Origin of the sequence: Roseateles hydrophilus, assembly GCF_026712245.1 — a bacterium.
Lineage (GTDB): Bacteria > Pseudomonadota > Gammaproteobacteria > Burkholderiales > Burkholderiaceae_C > Pelomonas > Pelomonas hydrophilus.
On sequence record NZ_JAPPUY010000002.1, the window covers coordinates 265,927 to 288,554 of the forward strand.

19 protein-coding genes and 1 riboswitch are annotated in these 22,628 nt (G+C 70.6%); of the genes, 11 read left to right on the forward strand and 8 right to left on the reverse strand.

The genetic code is table 11. The features are described from left to right. The first annotated feature begins 68 nt into the window (after positions 1-68). Genes thiL through NYO99_RS08415 form a run of 3 tightly spaced genes read left to right on the forward strand, consistent with a single transcriptional unit; the run spans position 69 to position 2,057 of the window. Positions 69-1,007 carry a thiamine-phosphate kinase gene (gene thiL / locus NYO99_RS08405; RefSeq protein WP_268166716.1) on the forward strand — a complete coding sequence of 313 codons (939 nt, stop codon included), beginning with the start codon at positions 69-71 and terminating at the stop codon, positions 1,005-1,007. After that, on the forward strand, positions 1,004-1,549 hold the full coding sequence (locus NYO99_RS08410; protein WP_268166717.1) for a phosphatidylglycerophosphatase A family protein: 546 nt from the start codon (positions 1,004-1,006) through the stop codon (positions 1,547-1,549). The genes thiL and NYO99_RS08410 overlap by 4 nt, the downstream gene beginning before the upstream one ends. Before the next feature lie 16 nt (positions 1,550-1,565). After that, a complete protein-coding gene (locus NYO99_RS08415) occupies positions 1,566-2,057 on the forward strand; it encodes a CinA family protein (RefSeq protein WP_268166718.1) in 492 nt (163 codons plus the stop codon). Here the strand turns inward: NYO99_RS08415 and NYO99_RS08420 are convergent. From NYO99_RS08420 to NYO99_RS08445, 6 genes are all read right to left on the reverse strand, one after another. After that, on the reverse strand, positions 2,054-2,833 hold the full coding sequence (locus NYO99_RS08420; protein WP_268166719.1) for an ABC transporter permease: 780 nt from the start codon (positions 2,831-2,833) through the stop codon (positions 2,054-2,056). The genes NYO99_RS08415 and NYO99_RS08420 overlap by 4 nt on opposite strands. Next, the gene (locus NYO99_RS08425; protein WP_268166720.1) at positions 2,830-4,926 is read right to left on the reverse strand and encodes an ATP-binding cassette domain-containing protein; all 2,097 of its coding nucleotides are present in this window, start codon (positions 4,924-4,926) and stop codon (positions 2,830-2,832) included. The genes NYO99_RS08420 and NYO99_RS08425 overlap by 4 nt, the downstream gene beginning before the upstream one ends. A gap of 10 nt (positions 4,927-4,936) precedes the next feature. Beyond that, positions 4,937-5,605 carry an ABC transporter permease gene (locus tag NYO99_RS08430; protein WP_268166721.1) on the reverse strand — a complete coding sequence of 223 codons (669 nt, stop codon included), beginning with the start codon at positions 5,603-5,605 and terminating at the stop codon, positions 4,937-4,939. Beyond that, positions 5,602-6,501 (reverse strand): ABC transporter ATP-binding protein, encoded by a 900-nt coding sequence (locus NYO99_RS08435; RefSeq protein ID WP_268166722.1) that lies wholly within the window; start codon positions 6,499-6,501, stop codon positions 5,602-5,604. Before NYO99_RS08435 ends, NYO99_RS08430 begins: the two co-directional genes overlap by 4 nt. Further along, positions 6,498-6,887, reverse strand: coding sequence for a GntR family transcriptional regulator (locus NYO99_RS08440; RefSeq protein ID WP_268166723.1), 390 nt, complete (start codon positions 6,885-6,887; stop codon positions 6,498-6,500). The genes NYO99_RS08435 and NYO99_RS08440 overlap by 4 nt, the downstream gene beginning before the upstream one ends. 86 nt (positions 6,888-6,973) lie before the next feature. Beyond that, positions 6,974-8,176 carry an HD-GYP domain-containing protein gene (locus NYO99_RS08445; RefSeq protein ID WP_268166724.1) on the reverse strand — a complete coding sequence of 401 codons (1,203 nt, stop codon included), beginning with the start codon at positions 8,174-8,176 and terminating at the stop codon, positions 6,974-6,976. Positions 8,177-8,259: 83 nt separating this feature from the next. Beyond that, a riboswitch (S-adenosyl-L-homocysteine riboswitch) is annotated at positions 8,260-8,330 on the forward strand. A gap of 19 nt (positions 8,331-8,349) precedes the next feature. On the opposite strand from NYO99_RS08445, the gene metH reads away from it, so the two are divergent. Together metH and NYO99_RS08455 are read left to right on the forward strand one after the other, a co-directional pair. After that, positions 8,350-11,043, forward strand: a complete 2,694-nt coding sequence (gene metH / locus NYO99_RS08450) for a methionine synthase (protein WP_268166725.1) — start codon at positions 8,350-8,352, stop codon at positions 11,041-11,043. 116 nt (positions 11,044-11,159) lie between these two features. Then, on the forward strand, positions 11,160-11,762 hold the full coding sequence (locus tag NYO99_RS08455) for a glycine zipper 2TM domain-containing protein (RefSeq protein ID WP_268166726.1): 603 nt from the start codon (positions 11,160-11,162) through the stop codon (positions 11,760-11,762). 7 nt (positions 11,763-11,769) lie between these two features. Here the strand turns inward: NYO99_RS08455 and NYO99_RS08460 are convergent, their stop codons facing one another. Both NYO99_RS08460 and NYO99_RS08465 read right to left on the reverse strand, forming a co-directional pair. After that, entirely contained in the window at positions 11,770-12,426 is a 657-nt protein-coding gene (locus NYO99_RS08460; RefSeq protein WP_268166727.1) for a pyridoxamine 5'-phosphate oxidase family protein, read from the reverse strand. A gap of 90 nt (positions 12,427-12,516) precedes the next feature. Beyond that, positions 12,517-14,034 carry a YifB family Mg chelatase-like AAA ATPase gene (locus tag NYO99_RS08465; protein ID WP_268166728.1) on the reverse strand — a complete coding sequence of 506 codons (1,518 nt, stop codon included), beginning with the start codon at positions 14,032-14,034 and terminating at the stop codon, positions 12,517-12,519. 286 nt (positions 14,035-14,320) lie between these two features. Here NYO99_RS08465 and NYO99_RS08470 point away from each other — a divergent pair, with 286 nt between their 5' ends. From NYO99_RS08470 to NYO99_RS08495, 6 genes are all read left to right on the forward strand, one after another. After that, positions 14,321-15,040 carry a TorF family putative porin gene (locus NYO99_RS08470; protein WP_268166729.1) on the forward strand — a complete coding sequence of 240 codons (720 nt, stop codon included), beginning with the start codon at positions 14,321-14,323 and terminating at the stop codon, positions 15,038-15,040. A gap of 21 nt (positions 15,041-15,061) precedes the next feature. Next, positions 15,062-15,400, forward strand: a complete 339-nt coding sequence (gene glnK, locus NYO99_RS08475) for a P-II family nitrogen regulator (protein WP_268166730.1) — start codon at positions 15,062-15,064, stop codon at positions 15,398-15,400. A 35-nt stretch (positions 15,401-15,435) separates the two neighbouring features. Continuing rightward, entirely contained in the window at positions 15,436-16,965 is a 1,530-nt protein-coding gene (locus NYO99_RS08480) for an ammonium transporter (RefSeq protein ID WP_268166731.1), read from the forward strand. 102 nt (positions 16,966-17,067) lie between these two features. Then, on the forward strand, positions 17,068-18,192 hold the full coding sequence (locus NYO99_RS08485; RefSeq protein ID WP_268166732.1) for a GGDEF domain-containing protein: 1,125 nt from the start codon (positions 17,068-17,070) through the stop codon (positions 18,190-18,192). 53 nt (positions 18,193-18,245) lie between these two features. Then, entirely contained in the window at positions 18,246-19,511 is a 1,266-nt protein-coding gene (gshA, locus tag NYO99_RS08490; RefSeq protein ID WP_268166733.1) for a glutamate--cysteine ligase, read from the forward strand. A gap of 164 nt (positions 19,512-19,675) precedes the next feature. Further along, positions 19,676-22,624: a TonB-dependent receptor domain-containing protein gene (locus NYO99_RS08495; RefSeq protein WP_268166734.1), complete on the forward strand. Its 2,949-nt coding sequence runs from the start codon at positions 19,676-19,678 to the stop codon at positions 22,622-22,624. The last annotated feature ends 4 nt before the right edge of the window (positions 22,625-22,628 follow it).

The following is a 22,628-nucleotide window of genomic DNA, read 5'->3' on the forward strand; positions in this document are numbered from 1 at the left end:
GTGGGAATCATGCCACCGCCATCCGGGCGTGGTCGCTGCGGATGTCCACACGCAAGACAATCGCGGCGATGGGTGAATTCGATCTGATCCGGCGCTACTTCCAGCGCCCTGCGGCTGCCGGCGTGGATGTCGGCGTGGGCGACGACTGCGCGGTGCTGGCGCCCACGCCGGGCGCACGCTGGCTGGTGTCCAGCGACATGCTGGTGGAAGGGCGGCATTTCCTGTCGACTGTCGATCCGGCGCGGCTGGGCCACAAGGCGCTGGCCGTCAACCTCAGCGACCTGGCCGCCTGCGGCGCCGCGCCGCGAGGCTTCACTTTGGCGCTGGCGCTGCCGCGCGTTGACGAAGCCTGGCTGGCCGGTTTCTCGCGCGGGCTGCTCGCGCTGGCCGATGCACACGGCTGCCCGCTGGTGGGCGGCGACACGACGCAGGGCCCGCTGAACCTGTGCATCACCGTGTTCGGCGAGGCGCCGGGCGGCCAGGCGCTGCTGCGCAGCGGCGCGCGGGTGGGCGACGAGATCTGGGTGTCCGGCATGCTGGGCGATGCGCGGCTGGCACTGGAGGTGTTCCGCGGCACGGTGGCGCTGGCCGGCGATGCCTTCGAGCGCGTGCGCCTGGCGATGGAATGCCCCACGCCGCGCGTCGCGCTGGGCCAGGCGCTGCGCGGCGTCGCCACGGCGGCGCTGGACCTCTCCGACGGCCTGCTGGGCGACCTGGGCCACCTGCTGGCCGCGTCCGGCGTCGGCGCGCGCCTCGATGTCGACGCGTTGCCGCGCAGCGCCGTGCTGGCCGCGCAGCCCGCCGCGCTGCAGCACACCTGCGTGCTCGCCGGTGGCGACGACTACGAGCTGGTGTTCACCGCGCCGCCCGGCGCCCGGCTGCCGGACGTGGGCGTGCCGCTGACGCGTGTCGGCGTCATCGAGGCCGCGCCGGGCCTGCGCGTGGTGGACGCCCAGGGCCGCGACCTCGCGCATGGCCTGCGCAGCTTCGACCATTTCGCCGCATGAGCGCCGCGCCGTTCGAGCCGCAAGCGCCCGTGCGTCCCACGCTGGGCTTCATGGTGCGCCACCCGGCGCGCTGGATCGCGTTGGGCTTTGGCAGCGGCCTGGCGCCGCGCGCGCCTGGCACCGTCGGCACGCTGTGGGCCTGGGCCGCGTTCAGCCTGTTGTCGATCTGGCTGGGCGACGCCGGCTGGGCGCTGCTGATCGGCCTGGGCACGCTGGTCGGCTGGTGGGCCTGCACGCGCTGCGCCCAGCACCTGCACACGCCCGACCCGGGGTCCATCGTCTGGGACGAGGTGCTGGCCTTCTGGCTGGTGCTGTGGCTGATCGCGCCAAGCGGCCTGCTGGCCCAGGCCGTGGCCTTCGGCCTGTTTCGCTTCTTTGACGCGGCCAAGCCCGGCCCGGTGGGCTGGGCGGACCGTCTCTTCAAGGCCGAGCGCGGTGCGCCCATCGGCTGGGCGCAGGGGCTTGGCATCCTGGTGGACGATTTCGTGGCGGCCGGCTGCACGCTGGTCGTCGTGGCGCTGTATCGCGTGCTGATGGGGTGAGGCGATGGATGAACGGATGGACCGCATTGCGGCCGGCCTGCTGCGCCGTGGCGAGCGCCTGGGCACGGCGGAGAGTTGCACGGGCGGGCTGATCGCCGCGGCCTGCACGGACATGGCCGGCTCCAGCCAGTGGTTCGAGCGCGGCATCGTCAGCTACAGCAACGCGGCCAAGGCCGAGCTGCTCGGCGTGCCGCCTGCGCTGATCGAGGCGCACGGCGCCGTCAGCGCCGCGGTGGCCGAGGCCATGGCGCTCGGGTTGCTGGCGCGCGCGCCCGTGGACTGGGCGCTGGCGGTCACCGGCATTGCCGGGCCTACGGGCGGCAGCCCGGCCAAGCCGGTCGGCACCGTGTGGCTGTCGCTGGCGCGGGCCGGCGGCGCCGTGCGGGTGTGGCGCGAGCGCTTCGACGGTGATCGCCAGGCCGTGCGCGCGCAGACCGTGGCGTCGGGGCTGGCGGCGCTGGATGCCGCCTTGGACGCCGCCACGAACGCTGCGTTGGGCGACGCCTAAGCCGCCTGCCGCAGGCGCCATAGCGCCACGCCGCTGCACAGCACCGTGAAGCCCAGCAGCACGGCGAAGGCCATCTCGGGCGGGATCCAGCGGAACTTGGCGACGCCGCCGGCCGCGAACACCAGCTGGTCCAGGTGGAACTGCGGCCACAGCACGGTCTGGAAGTGCATGGACTTGGGCAGCGGGAAGAACAGCCCCGACAGGTAGATGCCCGGCAGGTAGACCAGGTTGGCGTAGGCCGGTGCGGCCGAGCCGCTGGTCAACGAGCCCAGCATGACACCCAGCGCGCAGAACGGCAGGGCGCCGGCCAGCAGCACGGCGCTCATGGCCGCGAGCTGCATGCCGCTCAGATGCGCCTGGCCGGTGCAGGCGGCCAGCACGAGGATGGGCAGGTAGGCGATGGCACCGCTCACCAGGCCGGCGACGATCTTGGCCGCCAGCCAGGCGCCGGGCGGTGCGGGCTGGGCGCGCTTGAGGGTCAGCAGGCCCTGCTCGCGCTCCAGGGCCAGGTGGGGGGCGGTGGCGAACAGCGCGGCCATGGTGACGGCCATCACCGAGAAGCCGGCGAACATGAAGCGGCCGGTGTCGGGGTCCTTGGCCACCGCCTCGCCCGCGACCGCGAATGCGAACAGCAGGTAGGTGCCCACCGGCAGCAGGAACATCGGCAGCGCGAAGGCCGGCGAGCGCAGCAGGCGCAGCAACTCCAGCCGCATCTCCACGGCGTAGGGTGACGTGCGGCGCGCGGGCGCCGCGAGCGGGTGGGTCAGGGTGCTCATGCGGCCTCCCGGGTCAGTTGATGGAAGGCCTCGTTGAGGCCGGCCTGCTTCACTTCCAGGCGGGACAGCTGAGGGTCGGCCGCCAGCAAGCGGCGCACGACGGCCTCGGCGTCGGTGGTGACGATGGACAGCTGGGTCGGGTCGCCGGCCACGTCGACGACGCCCGGCCAGCGCCGCACCTCGCCCTGGGGCAGCGTCGTCGCGCAGCGGATGTGGCGGCGCGACACCAGCGTGCGCATCGCGTCCACGCTGCCCGAGGCGATGACGCGGCCCTGGGCCAGCACGGCCACGCGCGTGGCCAGCGCCTCGGCTTCCTCCAGGTAATGCGTGGTCAGCAGGATGGAGCAGCCCTCGTCCAGCAGCGCGCGGATGCGGGCCCACAGGGCCTCGCGGGCCGGCAGGTCCAGGCCGACGGTGGGCTCGTCCAGGAACAGCACGCGCGGCCGGCCGCACAAGGCCAGCGCGAACTGCACCTGGCGCTTCTGGCCGCCTGAGAGCTGGCCGTAGCGGCGCTCCGCCAGCGCGGCGATGCCGGCGCGGTCCAGCGCCTGCGGCACCGTCAACGGCTGCGGGTAGTAGCTGCACGACAGCGCCACCAGCTCACGCACCTTCAGGTCCTTGGGGCACTCGACGTCCTGCAGCATGACGCCCAGGCCCTGCCGGCGCGCGATGTCCTGCGGCGGGCCGCCCAGCAGCTGCACGCGGCCCGCGTCGGCTTCCTGCAGGCCCAGCCACAGCGCGATGGCCGTGGACTTGCCGGCGCCGTTGGGGCCCAGCAGCGCGAGCAGCTCGCCGCGGCGCAGCTGCAAGTCCACATCGCACAGGGCTTGCAGCGTGCCGTAGCGCTTGGACACGCCGGTCAGCGACGCGACGACACTGTCGCCGTCGAGCACCGGCGTGGCTGCTGGGGGCGCTGCACGGCGCGGGTGGGCGCGGCCGTTGAGCACCCGGCCGATGACGGTTGGGCGCACGAGCAGGTGGTAGCTCGCCAGCAGCAGCGCCAGCGTGGCGGCGACGACGAACGGGTACTTCAGCCCCCAGGGCAGCGGCCAGTGGCCCACCCAGACCTGCAGCGCCGCGACGACGGGCAGGTGCGCGAGGTAGATCCAGTAGGACGCGTCCGCCACGTAGCGCACGGCGGCGTTGGGCGTCGACAGCCAGCGCAGCGCCAGGCCGGTGAGCGCCAGGGACCAGGCCCAGCTGGACGTGACGAAGGCCAGCGTGAAGGCGAGCCTGGGTGCGTCGGGCATGCCCAGCGGCGGCTGCGTCTTCATGAGGTACAGGCAGATGGCCGACGACGCGACGGCCAGCGCTGCCTGCAGCAGCCCGCTGCGGCGCAGCGCGGCCAGCGCGCCGGGCGCTCGCTGCACCAGCCAGCCGAACACGAAGGCCACGCCATAGGCGACCGTGGCGGGCAGCTGGGGGATCAGCGAGCGGTCGGGCGTCGGGATGCCGCCCCAGGGAAACCAGGCAGGCGTGGCCAGCAGCACGGCCGCCAGCGGCAGGCCCAGCAGCAGTGTGGCGGCCGGCCCGCGCAGTGCGCCGGTGACGGCGCGGTCCAGCAGGCTGCGCAAGGCCTGGCCCCGGTCCAGCCGCACGATCACGCCGCGCGCCAGCAGCGTGCCGGCATACAGCCACAGCAGCTGGTAGAGGAACCACAGGTGCGTCAGCGGGAAGGCGCCGGGCGCCTGGGGCAGTGCGGGCAGGGCCGGCGGCGCGCCGTGGAAGACCTTCTGCAGGCCCAGGTGCCACACGAATGCGATGGCCGGGAACAGCAGCAGCCAGCCGACGATCAGTGGCAGGGCGATGCGCTGGCCGCGGTTTGCCCAGAAGCCGCGCGTGCCCAGCCGCTGGTGCAGCAGGCGGCCGAAGAACCCGGCGATGAAGAAGAACAGCGTCATGCGGAAGCTGTGCGCGACGAAGCTCGCATCGCCGAGGAAGGCGCTGGGCGAGTGGTCCGTCATTGCCCACAGGCCCGGGGGCAGGCCGGGGATGAAGGACAGTGCCGCGTGGAAGGCCACGCCCAGCAACAGGGCAAAGCTCCGCACGGCGTCGAGGGCATGGAGCCGCTCGGCGTTGGGGTGGGTGGACATGGAGTTCCTTCTAGAGGGCGTCTCGCCGTCGCGCGGCGACGAACAGCGGCAGGCACAGGGCCAGCAGGGTGGCGGCCAGCTCGGCGGCCAGCAGCAGCCAGAACGTGGCCGTCCACACGGGCGCGGCGGCGCCCATGTGCTCGCCGATGCCGGGCAGGCGGCCGACGCCGGCCAGGAACAGCGACACCGACATGTTGGTCAGGATGATCACGCCGCCCATGCCGGCCTCGGACGCGATGTGCAGCGCCGCGCTCAGCACCACCGCGTAGTTCAGCAGCAGGTAGACGCACAGCAGCACGGTGTAGGGCAGCAGGCCGTCGGCCAGGCCCGGCAGCGCCACCACCAGCACCACGGCGCCCGCGCTCAACACGGCCCAGGGCAGCGCGAAGCAGGCCACCAGCCCGAGCAGCTTGATGCGCACGTAGTCGAGCGGCGACAGCGGCAGGCTGAGCACGAACAGGCGCGCGCGCTCCTTGCGCTCGTTGCTGACGCCGAACATCGCCAGCATCACGCCCAGCGCGATGACCGCCGTGAGCCACACGACGAAGGCCACATGAAAGCCGCCGCCTCCGGTGAGCGCCAGTGGCAGCGCGGCCAGGCCGGCGGCGGTGGCGGCGGCCATCAGCGCGCGGTGTTGTTGGAACTCCTTGGCGAGCAGCCGGGTGGTGAGGGCGTTCATGCGGCGAGGCCTTCCTGGACGTGGCGGCTGTGCATGACGGCGGCGACGAAGATCTCCTCCAGGCTCATGCGCTGCACGGCCTGCACCGGGGCGCCCAGCCGGGCCAGCCAGGCCTCGCTGAAGCCGTCCACGGTCAGGGTGGCGAGGCCGCCGTCGCGCTCGCAGTGCACCACCTCGGGCAGCGTCGCCAGGCCCTGCCCGGGCGGCAGGCGCAGCTGCACGCGGCGCCAGCGTTCGAGGAAGTCCGCCGTGTCGCTGGCCGCCACCACGCGACCGCGGTCGATGAAGGCGAGGCGGTCGGAGATGCGCTCCACGTCCAGCGTGTTGTGGGACGAGAACAGGATGGCGCGGTCCTCGTCGCGCAGCACGTCCATGAACTCGGTCAGCAGCTCGTGGCGGGCGACGGGGTCCATGCCCGATGTGGGCTCATCCAGCACCAGCAGGCGCGGGCGGCGTGCCAGCGCCAGCAGCAGCAGCGCCTTGCCATGCTCGCCGGTGGACAGGCCCTTGACCGGCTGCTCGGCGCGCAGGCCGAAGCGCTTGAGCAGCTGCGCGGCGTAGGCCGCGTCCCAGCCCGGGTAGATGGCCGCGGTGAAGTCCATGTGCCAGGCCAGCGTGGCGTGCGGGAACAGTCGCATGTCGTCGCTGACGAAGCCCACGTCGGCCTTGGCGGCGGCCTGCTCGCGCGGCATGGCGCGGCCCAGCAGCCGCACCTCGCCAGCGTCGGCCGTCAGCAGCCCCATCAGCAGCCGGATGGTGGTGCTCTTGCCGGCGCCATTGGGGCCCACCAGTCCCATGATCTGGCCGGGCGCCAGGCGCAGCGACACGTCGTTCAGCGTGAAGAAGGGGAAGGCCTTGCTCACGCCGGTCATCTCGAAAACGGGGGACGCGCTCATGCCGCGGGCTCCTGGGTGGTCAGCGCATGGCGCAGTCGGTCGAGCAGCTCCTGCTCGGGCAGGGCCAGCGAACGGGCGATCTCGGCGGCCGCGCCCAGGTGCTCGTCCAGCTGCGCCAGCCGCATGTCCACGGCCAGCCCCTGGGCGTCGGCGACGAAGGAGCCCTTGCCGTGCCGGGTCACGATGACGCCCTCGGCCTCCAGGTCCAGGTAGGCCCGCTTCACCGTGATGACGCTGACCTTCAGGTCCGCCGCCAGCGCACGGATGGACGGCAGCTCCTTGCCCGGCGGCCAGTCTCCGGCGGCCACGCGCTGGCGGATCTGCTCGGTGATCTGCAGATACATCGGCCGCGCGTCGGCCTGGGAGATGAGGAGACTGCTGTGCATATTGTGTATACACAGAATATATGCCCGGCCGTGCGAACGCAAGCCCGCGGGCGGATGGGGCCGAGCGCCCGGCAGCTGGGCGAGGGCTACAGCTTCAGCAACGCGTCCAGGTTGACCCGCAGCCTCAGCTCCACCGGCGCGAGGCTGGCGGCGATGGCCTGCGTGGCCAGGCGGGTGTCGCGCGGCACGGGCGCCGACAGCGGGCTGCCGCTCTTGCCGATCAGGGCCGCCACCAGCGGCTCGTTGGCGCTGTAGCCGCGCTTGAACACCATGCCCACCTCGCCGTTGGTCAGCCGCACCAGGGTGCCCGGCGGGTACAGGCCGACGGCCTTGATGAGGGCGGCGCCGGCCTCGTCGGGCTGGCCCAGCTCGTCCAGGAACACGGCGCGGGCCGCAGAGGCGCCGCTCATGGCCGTGCGGCTGCGGCGCGGGGACAGACGGGCGCCGAACAGGTCGATGCGGCGCAGCAGCCGCGCGAGCTTCTCGCCGTCGCCGCGCGCTGCCAGCGGGCCGGGGCCGGCGTCGTGGTGCAGGCGCACGGCCGTCAGCCAGACCTCGTCGGTCACGCCGGCCTGGGCCAGCCGCTGCGCGGCGCGTTCGCCGTGGGCGCTGAGCGCGTGGCGCTGGGCGGGCGTGGCGCGGTCGACCTGGTTGGCCAGGCGGTCATGGGCGGCGCTGGCGCCGAGGTTCATCGTCAGCGCGGCGTTGTGCAGCGTCTCGCGCAGCGGCGCGGCCAGCTGCAGTTGCTGGGCGACAAGGTCGCACAGCGCCAGTGTCAGCAGCGCATGGCGGGCGCTGTAGTCCTCGAAGGCCTGGCTGGTCTCGAACACCAGCAGCATCAGCGTGGCATCGGGCTGGGCGTGCAGGCGCTTCAGTGCGGCGTCGCGCAGCTGGGCCACGCGGGCGGGGAAGTCGTCGTGCTCGCCGTCGCGCAGCAGGTGGTGGGTGTGCAGCAGCAGGTCCGACCAGGCCTCCCGCGGCCCCACCTCCGGGCGGGGCGGGGCCGGCGGCTCCAGGCGGAAGCTGGCGTCGGCCTTGGCGATGTCGGCGATGGGCACGTCCTGCATCACCAGCGTGTCCAGCCGGTGCGCGCGGGCGCGCTGGTATTCCACGGTGTCGGCCGCGTTGACCCACGCACCGCCGGCCATGAGGCTGCGCACCAGCGGCGAGTCGCGCAGCACCTGGCCACGGGCGAACAGCAGCTTGCCGCCGGCGTCGAACAGGTCGTAGGGCAGCGTCATGCCCAGGCGCAGCGTGTGGGCGGGCAGGGGGATGAGGTCGGCAGCCATGGCGCCGCGGATTCTGCGGGGCCTTCGGGGCCTGCGACCTGCTCTTGAACCCTGGCGAAGGCCCCGCTGCGTAGAATTCCCGGCTCTCCGAGGAGCGCTGCGACGGGTGTTCGGCCCGCCAGGCTCGGATACCGACGAACGGCGCTCATCGACCCTCAGCCCGAGCCGCCTCGATGACCATTTCGCCGCCCCCCCTGAAGCTCTCCGGCCTGGAGCCCGTCGCCATCGGCGAGGGCTCGCTGTTCGTCAACATCGGCGAGCGCACCAACGTCACCGGCTCCAAGGCCTTTGCCCGCATGATCCTGGCGGGGCAGTTCGAGGAGGCGCTGGCCGTGGCCCGCCAGCAGGTGGAGAACGGCGCCCAGGTCATCGACGTGAACATGGACGAGGCCATGCTGGACAGTCAGGCGGCCATGGTGCGCTTCCTGAACCTGATGGCCAGCGAGCCCGAGATCGCCCGCGTGCCGGTGATGGTGGACTCGTCCAAGTGGAGCGTCATCGAGGCGGGCCTGAAGTGCATCCAGGGCAAGGGCATCGTCAACTCCATCTCACTGAAGGAAGGCGAGGACGAGTTCCGCCGCCAGGCGCGGCTGGTGAAGCGCTACGGCGCGGCGGCGGTCGTCATGGCCTTCGACGAGCAGGGCCAGGCTGACACCTTCGCCCGCAAGACCGAGATCTGCGCGCGGGCCTACCGCATCCTGGTGGATGAGGTGGACTTCCCGCCCGAGGACATCATCTTCGACCCCAACATCTTCGCGATCGCGACGGGCATCGAGGAGCACGACAACTACGCGGTGGACTTCATCGAGGCTACGCGCTGGATCAAGCAGAACCTGCCCGGGGCCAAGGTGTCGGGCGGCGTGTCCAACGTGTCGTTCAGCTTCCGCGGCAACGAGCCGGTGCGGGAGGCCATCCACACGGTGTTCCTGTACCACGCCATCCAGGCGGGCATGGACATGGGCATCGTCAATGCCGGCATGGTGGGCGTCTACGACGACCTCGACGCCGAGCTGCGCGAGCGCGTGGAAGACGTGGTGTTGAACCGCCGCCCCGATGCGGGCGAGCGCTTGATCGAAATCGCCGACCGCGCCAAGAGCGCGGGCAAGGACGACTCGGCCCGCCTGGCTTGGCGCGCAGGTGATGTCAACGCGCGGCTGTCGCACGCGCTGGTGCACGGCATCACCGACTTCATCGTCGACGACACCGAAGAAGCCTGGCAGGCCATCAAGGCTACCGGCGGCCGGCCGCTGCACGTCATCGAAGGCCCGCTGATGGCCGGCATGAACGTCGTCGGCGACCTGTTCGGCCAGGGCAAGATGTTCCTGCCCCAGGTGGTCAAGAGCGCCCGCGTGATGAAGAGCGCGGTGGCCCACCTCGTGCCCTACATCGAGGAAGAAAAGCGCCAGCTGGAAGCGGCCGGCGGTGACGTGAAGCCCAAGGGCAAGATCGTCATCGCCACCGTCAAGGGTGATGTGCACGACATCGGCAAGAACATCGTCACGGTGGTCCTGCAGTGCAACAACTACGAGGTCGTGAACATGGGCGTGATGGTGCCGGCCCAGGACATCCTGAAGAAGGCCAAGGAAGAGGGCGCGGACATCATCGGCCTGTCCGGCCTCATCACGCCCAGCCTCGAAGAGATGCAGCACGTGGCGGCCGAGATGCAGCGCGACGACTACTTCCGGTCGCGCCACATGCCGCTGCTGATCGGCGGCGCCACCACCAGCCGCGTGCACACCGCCGTCAAGATCTCGCCGCACTACGACGGCCCGGTGGTCTACGTGCCCGACGCCTCGCGCGCCGTGGGCGTGTGCTCGGAGCTGCTGTCCGACGAGCGCGCGGCCGCCTACATCGCCGAGCTGCGCGCAGACATCGAGAAGACCCGTGCACTGCACGCCAACAAGAAACAAACCCCCTTGGTCACGCTGGCCGCCGCCCGCGCCAACGCCGCGCCGCTGGACCTGAGCCGCGTGCCGCCCGCCCCGAAGTTCACCGGGCGCCGCGTGCTGAAGAACCTGGACCTGGCCGAGCTGGCCAAGTACATCGACTGGGGCCCGTTCTTCCAGACCTGGGACCTGGCCGGCCCCTACCCCGCCATCCTGGACGACGAGATCGTCGGCACCGAGGCGCGCAAGGTGTTGGCCGATGCGCAGGCCATGTTGAAGAAGATCATCGACGGTCGCTGGCTGCAGGCGCATGCGGTGTTCGGCCTCTACCCGGCGGCCCGCGAGGGCGACGACATCGCCATCCACAGCGAGCCGCCCATGACCTGGCGCGGCCTGCGCATGCAGTCCGAGCGTCCGGTGGTGGACGGTGTGAAGCGCCCCAACCGCTGCCTGTCCGACTTCGTCGCCGAGCAGGGCGACCACATCGGCCTGTTCGCCGTGACGGCGGGCCTGGGCGTGGACAAGAAGGAGGCGCAGTTCCTGGCCGCGCATGACGACTACGCGTCCATCATGCTGAAGGCGCTGGCCGACCGCCTCGCCGAAGCCGCCGCCGAGTGGCTGCACGAGCGCGTGCGCCGCGAGTTCTGGGGCTATGCGCCGGACGAGGCGCTGAGCAACGAGGCGCTGATCGCCGAGCAGTACAGCGGCATCCGCCCGGCGCCGGGCTACCCGGCCTGCCCGGACCACCTTGCCAAGGCCGACCTGTTCAAGGTGCTGGCGCCGGACGAGATCGGCATGGGCCTGACCGACAGCATGGCCATGACGCCGGCCGCCAGCGTGAGCGGCTTCTACCTGGCACACCCGGATGCGGCCTACTTCAACGTCGGCCGCATCGGCGACGACCAGCTGGCCGACTGGGCCGCGCGCTGCGGCCTGAGCGAGGCCGACGCGCGCCGCGCGCTGGCGCCGCTGCTGGGCTGATCCCGCTCCCGAAGCATCTGCTTACCTTGCGGCCGGCGGGCCGGGGCGCTGTCCTACAGGGGCGCCCGGCGGCGCTGGGCATGCTGACGGCATCTCAAGAACCGTTGGAGCTCCGCATGTCCACTGCCCCCATCAAGGCCCCCCAGATCGTTGCCGGCGTTGCCGTCGTGATGGCGCTGCTCGGCGGCGCCTACGCGGTGGGCCGCTCGCAAGGCGTCGACAGCCCGCCGCCGGCCGAACTCGCCGACAGCCCCGCCGCCACCGCCAATGCCGGCCCGCAGCGGCAGGCAGCGGCTGAGTTGCCGCGTGAACACCGCCGCGAAGACGCCTCGCGCGAGCCGGCGCGCACCGCGCCCATCGCCGCCAAGCCCGTGGCCGCGGCGCTGTGCCAGGGCTGCGCCCGCGTGACCGCCGTGCACACCGAGACCCGCCGCGGCGAAGCCAGCGGCGTGGGTGCCGTGGGCGGCGCCGTCGTCGGCGGCCTGCTGGGCAACATGGTGGGTGGCGGCAACGGCAAGAAGCTGGCCACCGTGGCCGGCGCCGTGGGCGGCGGCTATGCCGGCAACGAGATCGAGAAGAACCAGACGAGCTACACGGTCTGGGTGCTGCAGATGGAAGACCGCGACGGCCGCACGCGCCGCTTCGAGCGCCGCGCTGACCCGGGTCTGCGCGTGGGTGACGAGGTGCGCCTGAGCGAGAACGGCTTCAGCCGGCTGTGACGGGCGCTCAGTACAGCGTCTTGCGGTAGGCGTCCTCGAGCGCGTCGTCCAGCCTGCGCATCTCGGCCTCGGCCGGGGCGCCGGTGGTCTCGTCCAGGATGATCTTCACCAGCGAGGGCATGTCGCGCCGGTTCTGGAAATGCGCCGGATCCCAGAGGTGGGAGCGCCGGAAGGCCTTGGCGCAGTGCATGAACACCTCGGTCACCCGCACCACGATGGCCAGCGTGGGAATGCGGTCCTGCACCGCCATGCTGCGCAGCAGGGACGGCTCGGTGACCAGCGTGGCCTGGCCGTTCACGCGCAGGGTCTCGTCATAGCCGGGAATGATGAAGATGAGCCCCACGCTGGGGTTGGCCAGGATGTTGGACAGGCTGTCCAACCGGTTGTTGCCGGGGCGGTCGGGAATGGCCAGCGTGCGCTCGTCCAGCACCTTGACGAAGCCGGGAGGGTCGCCGCGCGGACTCACGTCGGCTCGGCCGTCGCGGTGCTGGGTGCCGATGCACAGGAAGGGCGAGCGGCGCACGAAGTCCTGCGCATGCCGGCCCAGCCGGTCCTGGCATTTCTGCAGCGCCAGCGCGTGCGTGGGTTCGAACAGGCCGCGCAGGGTCGCTTCGTCGGCGATGACGTGCGCCGGGTCGACGGCATAAGGCGTCGTGGTGTCCAAGTGCTGTGCCTCCCGCTGTCAGGCCCGCAGCCTGCGGGCGCGCGGATTTCAGCCGTTCGCTGCGCGGCTGTCGAGCCGCCTTTTTCCGGCTCAGGCCGCCAGCGCGCCGGGCAGCGCGCGGCGCAGCTGGATGGCTTCGGCCACATGGGCTGTGCCGATGAGCTCGGCGCCCGCCAGGTCGGCCACGGTGCGCGCCACGCGCAGCACGCGGTGGAAGCTGCGGGCCGACCAGCCCAGCTTCTCCGCCGAGCGTTCCAGCAGCGCCTTGGCTGCGGGCTCCAGCACGGCGTGCTCGGCCAGGTCCTGTGCCAGGAGCAGCGCGTTGGCCACGCCCTGTCGCGCCATCGCCCGCTCGCGCGCCGCCGCCACGCGCCGCGCCACCACGGCGCTGGGTTCGCCGGGGGCGAGGTCCTGCAGTTCGCGCGGCGGGATGACCGGCACTTCAATCAGCAGGTCCAGCCGGTCCAGGAACGGCCCGCTGAGCCGTGCCTGATAGCGCGCGATCTGGTCCGGCGAGCAGCGGCAGGCGCGCAAGGGGTTGCCCAGGTGGCCGCAAGGGCAGGGGTTCATCGCTGCGATGAGTTGGAAGCGCGCCGGGAACTCCGCCTGCCGCGCGGCGCGAGAGATGAGGATGCGGCCGGTCTCCAGCGGCTCGCGCAGGGCTTCGAGGGCTTGCCGGTTGAACTCGGTCAGCTCGTCGAGGAACAAGACCCCATGCTGGGCCAGCGAGATCTCGCCCGGCCGTGGCGGCGATCCCCCGCCCACCAGCGCGACGCTGGAGGCCGAGTGGTGCGGTGCGCGAAATGACCGCAGCCCCCAGCGCGCGATGTCGAACTGGCCGGTCAGGCTCAGGACGGCCGCGGACTCGAGGGCTTCGCTGTCGTCCAGCGGTGGCAGCAGGCCGGCCAGGCGTTGCGCGAGCATCGATTTGCCGGTGCCGGGAGGCCCGCTCATCAGCAGCGAATGCCCGCCCGCCGCGGCAATCTCCAGCGCCCGCTTCGGCGCGGCCTGGCCTTTGATGTCGGCCAGGTCGGGCAGGCCGGCCTGTGCCTCGCGCGGCAGCGCCGCCGCGCGGGGCAGGGCCTCGCCCTCGGGCTGCAGCGCGGCCACGACGTCCAGCAGGTGGTTGGCCCGGCGCACCACCAGGCCGTCGACGAGCGCGGCCTCGGCGGCGCTGGCCTCGGGCAGCAGCAGCTCGCGCCCCGCACCAGCCTGGCGCAACGCCAGGGCCATCGCCAGTGCGCCGCGCACCGGGCGCAGCTCGCCGGCCAGTGACAGCTCGCCCGCGCACTCCAGCCCGGCCAGCCGGGCCGGGTCGATCTGGCCGTTGGCGGCCAGCAGGCCCAGGGCCATGGGCAGGTCGAAGCGGCCGCCTTCCTTGGGCAGGTCGGCCGGGGCGAGATTGACCGTGATCCTTTTATTGCCCGGGAAGCCCAGTCCGCTGTTGGCCAGCGCGGCGCGCACGCGCTCGCGGGCTTCCTTGACCTCGGTGTCCGCCAGGCCCACGACCGTGAAGGACGGCAGGCCGTTGGCGAGATGCACCTCCACGGTGACCGGCGCAGCCGCCAGGCCGTCGAGGGCGCGGGAGTGGACGGTAGCCAGGCTCATCGATAGCGGGAGTGGATGGTGCTGGGCAGCTCGATTTGGTTGCGGGCCAGTCTAGCGGGGGCTTGCGGGCCTGTCCGCAGCGTCGGGCGTGTGCTTTTTGCACACGGCGCACCGACAAGGTGCGAAATTGGGCATCAGGGCGCTGCCCTGGTGCGGCCGCCTGGGTTGTGGGCGTGCGGCGCCCAGATTTGTGCGGCTGCGCCCGTGGCGTGACGCTTGGCACGGAAGCTGCAATGAAGGGCTGGAGTACCCCCTACCTTGACCAACTTGAACTAGGAGCCCCGCCATGAAGTTTTCCCCGTCGCTGATCGCCCTGGCACTGTCTACGGCGCTGCCGGCCTTTGCTCAGGAGGCCTCGCCGCTGACCTTCAATGCCAGCGTCGTCAGCGATTACCGCTATCGCGGCATCTCGCAGACCCGCGTGAAGCCGGCGCTGCAGGGCGGCCTGGACTACGCGGCACCGGCCGGTTTCTACATCGGCGCTTGGGCGTCAACGATCAAGTGGATCAAGGACTTCGGTGGCAAGTCCGACGTCGAGATCGACGTCTACGGCGGCTGGAAGGGCGAGGTCGCCCCGGGCCTGACGCTGGACGTCGGCGGCCTGCAGTACTACTACCCCAGCAACAACCTGAACCCCAGCGCCAACACCTTCGAGCTGTATGGCGCGCTGAGCTACGGCCCGGTCACGGTGAAGTACTCGCACGCGCTGACCGACACCTTCGGCAACGCCGACAGCAAGGGCAGCGGCTACCTGGACGTGTCGGCCAGCTTTGAAGTGACGGACGGCTGGATGCTGGCGCCGCACGTCGGCCACCAGAAGATCAAGGGCCCGCTGAGCGGCGCCGCCACCTACACGGACTACTCGCTGACGCTGTCCAAGTCCTTCGGCGCCCTGACGCCCAGCATCGCCGTCGTCGGCACCGACGCGGACAAGGGCTTCTACACCGTCAAGGACAAGTTCCTGGGCAAGACCTCGGTCGTCGTCGGCCTGAAGTACGCCTTCTGATTTCCCGCGCTGGAGAACCGCATGAAACTGATCACTGCCGTCATCAAGCCGTTCAAGCTCGACGAGGTGCGTGAGGCCCTGAGCGCCATCGGCGTGCAGGGGCTGACGGTCACCGAGGTCAAGGGCTTCGGCCGCCAGAAGGGCCACACGGAGCTGTACCGCGGCGCCGAGTATGTCGTCGACTTCCTGCCCAAGGTCAAGATCGAAGCGGCCGTCAACGAGGACGTCGTCGAGCGCGTCATCGAGGCCATCGAGTCTGCTGCCCGCACCGGCAAGATCGGCGACGGCAAGATTTTCGTGTCGCCGCTGGACCAGGTCGTCCGCATCCGCACCGGCGAGACCGGCAACGACGCGCTCTGAGGCGCCGTCACTCACAACGTCTGGAGAAACCTCACATGAAGAAACTCCTCGCCGGCCTCGCGCTTGCCGCCGGCCTGCTCGCGCCGGCCGCCTGGGCCCAGGACGCCGCCTCGGCGCCTGCTGCCGTGGCCGCTTCGGCTGCTCCTGCCGCTGATGCGGCCTCCGCGGCCGCGCCGGCTGCACCCGCGGTCGCTGCGGAAGCCGCGTCCGCCGCAGCCGCGCCCGCCCCGGTGCCCAACAAGGGCGACACCGCCTGGATGATGGTCTCGACGCTGCTCGTCATCCTGATGACGCTGCCGGGCCTGGCCCTGTTCTACGGCGGCCTGGTGCGCAGCAAGAACATGCTGTCGGTGCTGATGCAGGTGATGGTCGGCTTCTCGCTGATCGTCGTGCTGTGGTTCCTGTACGGCTACAGCTTCGCGTTCACCGAGGGCAACAAGTTCATCGGGGGCACGGATCGCCTGTTCATGAAGGGCATCTGGGACAACGCTGCGGGCACCTTCGCGAACGCCGCCACCTTCTCCAAGGGTGTGGTGATTCCCGAGATCGTGTTCGCGGCCTTCCAGGCCACCTTCGCCGGCATCACCGCCTGCCTGATCATTGGCGCCTTTGCCGAGCGCATCAAGTTCGCCGCCGTGCTGGCCTTCCTGGTGCTGTGGTTCACGTTCAGCTACCTGCCCATCGCGCACATGGTCTGGTACTGGATGGGCCCGGATGCCTACACCTCGGCCGCTGTGGCTGAAGAGATGACCGCCAAGGCGGGTCTGATCTGGCAGTGGGGCGCGCTGGACTTCGCCGGCGGCACCGTGGTGCACATCAACGCCGCTGTGGCGGGCCTGGTGGGTGCCTACATGGTGGGCAAGCGCGTGGGCTACGGCCGTGAGGCGTTCACGCCGCACAGCCTGACGCTGACCATGGTGGGCGCTTCGCTGCTGTGGGTGGGCTGGTTCGGCTTCAACGCCGGCTCTGCGCTGGAAGCCAACGGCTTCGCCGCGCTGGCCTTCATCAACACCTTCGCTGCAACGGCCGCTGCCGTGCTGGCCTGGTGCGTGGGTGAGGCGCTGCTCAAGGGCAAGGCCTCCATGCTGGGTGCCGCCTCGGGTGCTGTCGCCGGCCTCGTGGCCATCACGCCGGCCGCCGGCAACGTCGGCATCGGCGGTGCGCTGGTCATCGGTGTGGTCGCGGGCTTCGCCTGCCTGTGGGGTGTGTCCGGCCTGAAGAAGCTGCTGGGCGCGGATGACTCGCTGGACGTCTTCGGCGTCCACGGCGTGGGCGGCATCGTCGGTGCCATCCTGACCGGCGTGTTCAACAGCCCCAGCCTGGGCGGCCCCAGCGCCGTCGGCGACTGGGTCACCGTTGCGATGATCGCGCCGGATGCCTACTCCATCGCCACCCAGGTCTGGACGCAGACCAAGGCCGTGCTGCTGACCCTGGTGTGGTCGGGCGTGGTCTCGGTCATCGCCTTCAAGCTGGTCGATCTGACCATCGGCCTGCGCGTGACCGAAGAGGAAGAGCGCGAAGGTCTGGACATCTCGTCCCACGGCGAGACCGCGTACCACAAGTGATGCGCCGGCCGGCCTCGCGCCGGCCTCCCGCTCGCGAGCAAGCCGCCCTTCACGGGCGGCTTTTTTCATGGGCGCACCCAGGGCGCCGGTATGCTGGGCCGCATGGATGTCATCACCCTGTTGGTGGCCGTGCTGGTCAATGCGCTGCTGATGAGCCTGGCGCTGGTGGTCTGTGTGGGCATGCGCGTGCGCAGCGGCTTGCAGGCCTGGCAGTTCATGCTGCTGGGGCAGGCCGTGGGCTTCGGGCTGCTCATCGTCTCGACGCGCGCGGCGCCCGGTCTGCTGTCCACGCTGGGCGTCATGGTGCTGAGTGCCTCGGCCTCGGCCATGGTGGTGGCGGTATGCCGCTTTCTGGGCACCACGGTGCCGCCGCTGTGGCTGCTGGTGCCACCGCTGGTACTGGGCGCGGTGCACGCATTTGTGTATGACAAGCAGGTGCTGGCGACCGGCGCCACCAATGTCGTCATCGGCCTGCAGATCCTGTGGGGCAGCGCGCTGCTGTTGCGCGGTGCGCGCCGCGTGCGCTGGCGCTGGCTGTGCGGCATGGCCGGCGTGGCCAACGGCGTGCTGACGCTCGCGCGGGCGCTGCTCGTGCTGGGCTGGCCCGAGGTGTACCCGCGCTTCATCGCGCCCCACCCGCTGAACTTCGCCTCGCTGATGGTGCTGAACGCCACGATGGTGCTGGGCACCATGGGCTTTCTGCTGGCGCACCGCGACGAGGCGGAGCAGGCGCTCGTGAAGCTGGCCTCGCTGGACATGCTGACCGGCCTGCTCAACCGCCGCGAATGGATGCAGCGCGCGGGCCGGGCGCTGGGGCAGGCCGACGGCAGCGCGGTGTTGCTGATGCTGGATCTGGATCATTTCAAGCGCATCAACGACGAGCGTGGGCACCCGGTGGGTGATGAGGTGCTGCGCCTGACTGGCGAGGTGCTGCGCGGCGAACTGCGCGCGCGTGACCTCGTGGGCCGCTACGGCGGCGAGGAGTTCTGCCTTCTGCTGCGGCATTGCGAGCCCGAGGCCTTCGGTCGGCTCGACGCCCGGTTGCACCAGGCGCTGAGGCGCCGCTGCGAGACCAGCCTGGGGTTCCCGGTCGACTTCAGCGGCGGCGCCGTGCGCGTGCTGCCGGGCGAGACGCTGGCCACCGCCATCCAGCGCGCCGACGACGAGCTCTACCGCGCCAAGGACGCCGGCCGAGGCTGCACGCTGTGCGCAGACGGCGTCTTGTGAATTGCGCTGGCGCCCACAGATGGTGCCGGCTGCGCATCTGAGATCATTCCGCCATGGTTCCCCATCTGATCACCGCCCTGAACGGCCCCATCAACGAGTTGGAGGCCCGCGTCCTGGAGTCCATGCCGGCCACCGAGCGATGGTTTCGGCTGGAATGGATGGAGCACACGCCCACCTTCTATGCGTCGGTGGACCTGCGCAATGCCGGCTTCAAGCTGGCGCCGGTGGACACCAACCTCTTCCCCAGCGGGTTCAATCACCTCACGCCGCAGATGCTGCCGCAGGCCGTGCAGGCGGCCATGGCAGCCATCGAGAAGATCTGCCCTGAAGCGCGCAACCTGCTGCTCATCCCCGAGCCTGGCGCGCGTTGCAGTTTCTACCTGGACCATCTCGCCACGCTGGTGCGCGTGTTCACGCAGGCTGGCCTGAACGTACGTCTGGGCGCGCTGGACCCGGCGCAGACCGCGCCCGAGGAACTGCCGCTGGCCAGCGGCGGCAGCCTCGTCATCGAGCCCGTGGTGCGCAAGCGCGGCCGGCTGATGATCAAGGGCTTCGACCCCTGCACCATCCTGCTCAACAGCGACCTGGCCGCCGGCACGCCGCCGCAGCTGATGGGCCTGCACGAGCAATACCTGCTGCCGCCGCTGCATGCCGGTTGGGGCGTGCGGCGCAAGAGCCGCCACTTCGAGGCCTACGACGAGGTGGCCAAGCGCTTCGGCAAGCTGTTGGGCATGGACCCCTGGCTCATCACGCCCATGTTCCAGAGCGTGGACATGCGCGGCAAGAAGGGCGTGGAGGCGCTGCAGACGGCCGCTGACGCACAACTCACCAAGGTGCGCCGCAAGTACAAGGAATACGGCATCAACGAGAAGCCCTTCGTCATCATCAAGAGCGACGTGGGCAGCAACGGCCGCAGCATCATGACCGTGCGCGACGCGCGCGACATCGAGGCCCTGGCCCAGGGCCTGCCCGACAGCCTGGGGGCCGAGGTCATCGTGCAGGAGGGGGTGCCCACGCACGAGCGCGTGCACCAGGCCGTGGCCGAGCCGGTGGTCTACATGATGGACCGCTACGTGGTGGGCGGCTTCTACCGCGTGCATGCCGACCGCGGCATCGACGAGAACCTCAACGCCCCCGGCGCCAGCTACGTGCCGCTGGCCTTTGCCGACTCACCGGTGCTGCCGCGCCTGGGCGAGAAGCCCGGCGCCAGCGCGCCCAACCGCTTCTACATGTACGGCGTCATCGCGCGCCTGGCCATGCTGGCGGCCAGCTACGAGCTGGAGGCCACCGACCCGCAGGCAGAAGTCGAGGCGGCCTGACGCCTGAACCCGCTCCCCTCGGAGCGGGAAATGTTGCTTTTTTGTTTCTGGACGCTCAGGGTAAACGCGGCTTTTGATGTCTGACCTTCGGCGGCCGGCGGGTGCGCCAGTAGGGTGGTGGCTTCGTTGTTTCTCAGCCTACCGGCTGTTCTCGGAGCTCCACCATGCCACGAATCCGCCCGATGCGACCGCATTGGTTTGCCGCCGCCTTCGCCCTGCTTGCCGCCCAGGCGCAGGCCCAGACCGCCACCGAGCCGGTCAACAAAATTGAGCGCGTTGAAGTCACCGGCTCGCTGATCAAGCGCATCGACCGCGCGACGCCGTCGGTGGTGCAGTCCATCACCCGCGAAGACATCCGCAGCTCCGGCTACGCGACCATCGACGAGATGCTGCGCGCCAACAGCGCGGTGGACGCCAGCTCCATCCAGGACGGCGCGGCCACCGGCTTCGTGGGCGGCCTGTCCACCATCTCGCTGCGCGGCTTCGGCTCACAAGGCACGCTGGTGCTGATCAACGGCCGGCGCATCGCCCCGGTCGGCGCCGTCGACATCAACTTCGGCCGCGGCTCGCTGATCAACACCAACACCATCCCCAAGGGCGCGATCGATCGCATCGACATCCTGAAGGACGGCGCGTCCGCGCTGTACGGCTCCGACGCCATGGCCGGCGTCGTCAACTACGTGCTGCGCAAGGACTTCCAGGGCGTGGAAGGCAATGTGGCCTACAGCGCCAACGACCAGGGCGTGGGCGTGCAGAAGACCGGCGGTCTGACCTTCGGCTTCGGCAACATCGACACGCAGCGCTTCAACGTCTTCGGCGGCATTGACGTCGCCAAGCGTGACTCGGTCATGCACTCGGAGCTGAAGGACCGCGGCGATCAGGCGGCCTATGACCGCTACCTCAACGCCACCGCGTCGGGCACCACCAACGGCCTGACCCGCTTCACGCCGGACTCGGTCGCCTCGATGTACAGCAGCTACTACCGCGTGCCGACCAGCACCGCGGGCAGCTCCACGGTCAACGGCGCCTCGGTGGCCAACAACAGCCCCTTCGGCGCCAACTACCTGGGCACGCTGCCCGGCTGCCCGGCGGAGCTCACCGTCGGCAAGGGCGTGCCGCTGCGCCCGGTGGGCCTGGGCCCGACCGGCCCCAGCCTGCGCGACGGCCAGTGCCGCTTCAACCTGGACAACGCCGATGAGGCCATCTCCGCCCAGGAGCGCGTCAGCGGCATGCTGCACGGCACCTTCGCGCTGAGCAACGACCTGACGGTCTACGCCGACGTCATGGTCTCCAAGACCAAGACCACCGAGCGCGGCGTGCCGCGTGTGCTGACCACTGGCATCTTCAGCGCGGCCACCGCACCGACCGCCGTGACCTGGCCCAAGCTGGATGGCACCTTCCTGCGCCAGAGCGCCATCGTGCTGCCCGTCGGCCACCCGGACAACCCGACCAACGGCACTGCCAACGCGCAACCCGTGCAGCTGATCCACCGCTTCGAGGATGTGCCGGCGAACGACATCTCCACGCTGCAGTCCGGCCGCTTCCTGCTCGGCATCGAGGGCGTCATCGCCGGCTGGGACGTCGATGCCGCTGTCATGCACAGCAAGCAGGAGAACGAGCGCGTGCAGCAGAACCGCCTGCGCTCTTCCAAGCTGACCGCCTCCATCGCGTCGGGCACCTACCGTTTCGGCAAGGTCAACACGCCTGAAGCCATCGCCAGCATCGGCTCCGACGCCATCAACACCGGTGACTCCACGATCACCAGCGTTGACGCCCGCGCCAGCCGCGAGCTGTTCAGCCTGCCTGGCGGCCGTGCCGCCATTGCGCTGGGCGCCGAGTACCGCCAGGAAGAGCTGAACTCCACACCCGACGCCAACTACCTGGCTGGCGACTACATCGGCCTGGTGGCCAACGGTGCCAGCGGCAAGCGCAAGGCCAGCGCCGCCTTCAGCGAGCTGAGCCTGCCGGTGCTAAAGGACCTGGAGCTGCAAGCCGCACTGCGCTTTGAGCACTACAGCGACTTCGGCAACTCCACCACCGGCAAGCTGGGCTTCAAGTGGGCGGCCATCCCGTCCATGCTGGCCGTGCGCGGCACCGCCGCCACCGGCTTCCGTGCGCCGTCGATCTCGCAGATCGGCGACTCCTACCTCGCGTCCTTCCACAGCTTCCAGGACTACGCGGTCGTCGACAACCTGCGCTGCAACAACGGCGTCAGCCGTGCCGACCCGCCGGTGCTGCGCGACTGCAACGTGCTGGGCCGCACGACCACCAACGCCGCCGGCAGCATCCCGACCGTCGTCAGCGCCAACCGCAACCTCAAGCCCGAGGAGTCCAAGTCCTTCACCTTCGGCGTGCTGATCTCGCCGAGCAAGGAGATCGACCTGAGCCTGGACGCCTGGTACTTCCGCCGCAACCAGGAAATCCGCGTGCAGCGCGGTGTGGACCTGATGGAGCGCTTCAACGCCGATCCGGTGGCCAACGCCGCCAGCGTCATCCGCGATCCCAACCCGGCAACCTGGCTGCCGGGCGTGCAGAACAGCGGCCCCATCCTGGCGCTGATCCGCCAGTACGGCAACTTCCAGTACACCAAGACCGCGGGCCTGGACTACGAGCTCAACGTGCGCCTGCCGGCCGGCAACTGGGGCAAGTTCGGCGGCAAGCTCAGCGGCACCTACACCCAGCGCTTTGACCAGCTGGTGCTCGCGGGCGGCACCGTCGACCGCCTGGCCGGCACGGCCACGGCCGACTTGCCCAAGACCAAGGCGACGCTGGAGGTGAACTGGAAGGGCGAAACGCTGTCCGCCTGGACGCGCTACAACCACCAGGACGCCCTGTGGCGCACCACCACGGCCGGTTGCCTGAGCTCCACGACGGCCGCCAACGTGCTGCTTCAGCAGGACAACGGCTGCTTCGTCGGCCGTGAGGGCACGCTGGACTTCGGCGGCGCCTACCGTGGCATCAAGGACCTGGTCATCTCGGCCAGCCTGCTCAACGTCACCAACAGCTACCGCCGCGCCATCAACATCCCGTCGGCCTTCACCTTCTGGGATGCGGGCACCACCGCCCAGCTGGGCCGCCGGTTCAACGTGTCGGTGGACTACGTGTTCAAGTGATCTG

Coding starts and splice junctions, on each gene's coding strand:
- gshA (WP_268166733.1), top strand. CDS start 18,246: ATGGTTCCCCATCTGATCACCGCCCTGAACGGCCCCATCAACGAGTTG.
- NYO99_RS08465 (WP_268166728.1), bottom strand. CDS start 14,034: ATGAGCCTGGCTACCGTCCACTCCCGCGCCCTCGACGGCCTGGCGGCT.
- NYO99_RS08435 (WP_268166722.1), bottom strand. CDS start 6,501: ATGAGCGCGTCCCCCGTTTTCGAGATGACCGGCGTGAGCAAGGCCTTC.
- metH (WP_268166725.1), top strand. CDS start 8,350: ATGACCATTTCGCCGCCCCCCCTGAAGCTCTCCGGCCTGGAGCCCGTC.
- NYO99_RS08410 (WP_268166717.1), top strand. CDS start 1,004: ATGAGCGCCGCGCCGTTCGAGCCGCAAGCGCCCGTGCGTCCCACGCTG.
- NYO99_RS08430 (WP_268166721.1), bottom strand. CDS start 5,605: ATGAACGCCCTCACCACCCGGCTGCTCGCCAAGGAGTTCCAACAACAC.
- NYO99_RS08495 (WP_268166734.1), top strand. CDS start 19,676: ATGCCACGAATCCGCCCGATGCGACCGCATTGGTTTGCCGCCGCCTTC.
- NYO99_RS08440 (WP_268166723.1), bottom strand. CDS start 6,887: ATGCACAGCAGTCTCCTCATCTCCCAGGCCGACGCGCGGCCGATGTAT.
- NYO99_RS08455 (WP_268166726.1), top strand. CDS start 11,160: ATGTCCACTGCCCCCATCAAGGCCCCCCAGATCGTTGCCGGCGTTGCC.
- glnK (WP_268166730.1), top strand. CDS start 15,062: ATGAAACTGATCACTGCCGTCATCAAGCCGTTCAAGCTCGACGAGGTG.
- NYO99_RS08470 (WP_268166729.1), top strand. CDS start 14,321: ATGAAGTTTTCCCCGTCGCTGATCGCCCTGGCACTGTCTACGGCGCTG.
- thiL (WP_268166716.1), top strand. CDS start 69: ATGGGTGAATTCGATCTGATCCGGCGCTACTTCCAGCGCCCTGCGGCT.
- NYO99_RS08480 (WP_268166731.1), top strand. CDS start 15,436: ATGAAGAAACTCCTCGCCGGCCTCGCGCTTGCCGCCGGCCTGCTCGCG.
- NYO99_RS08420 (WP_268166719.1), bottom strand. CDS start 2,833: ATGAGCACCCTGACCCACCCGCTCGCGGCGCCCGCGCGCCGCACGTCA.
- NYO99_RS08425 (WP_268166720.1), bottom strand. CDS start 4,926: ATGTCCACCCACCCCAACGCCGAGCGGCTCCATGCCCTCGACGCCGTG.
- NYO99_RS08485 (WP_268166732.1), top strand. CDS start 17,068: ATGGATGTCATCACCCTGTTGGTGGCCGTGCTGGTCAATGCGCTGCTG.
- NYO99_RS08415 (WP_268166718.1), top strand. CDS start 1,566: ATGGACCGCATTGCGGCCGGCCTGCTGCGCCGTGGCGAGCGCCTGGGC.
- NYO99_RS08445 (WP_268166724.1), bottom strand. CDS start 8,176: ATGGCTGCCGACCTCATCCCCCTGCCCGCCCACACGCTGCGCCTGGGC.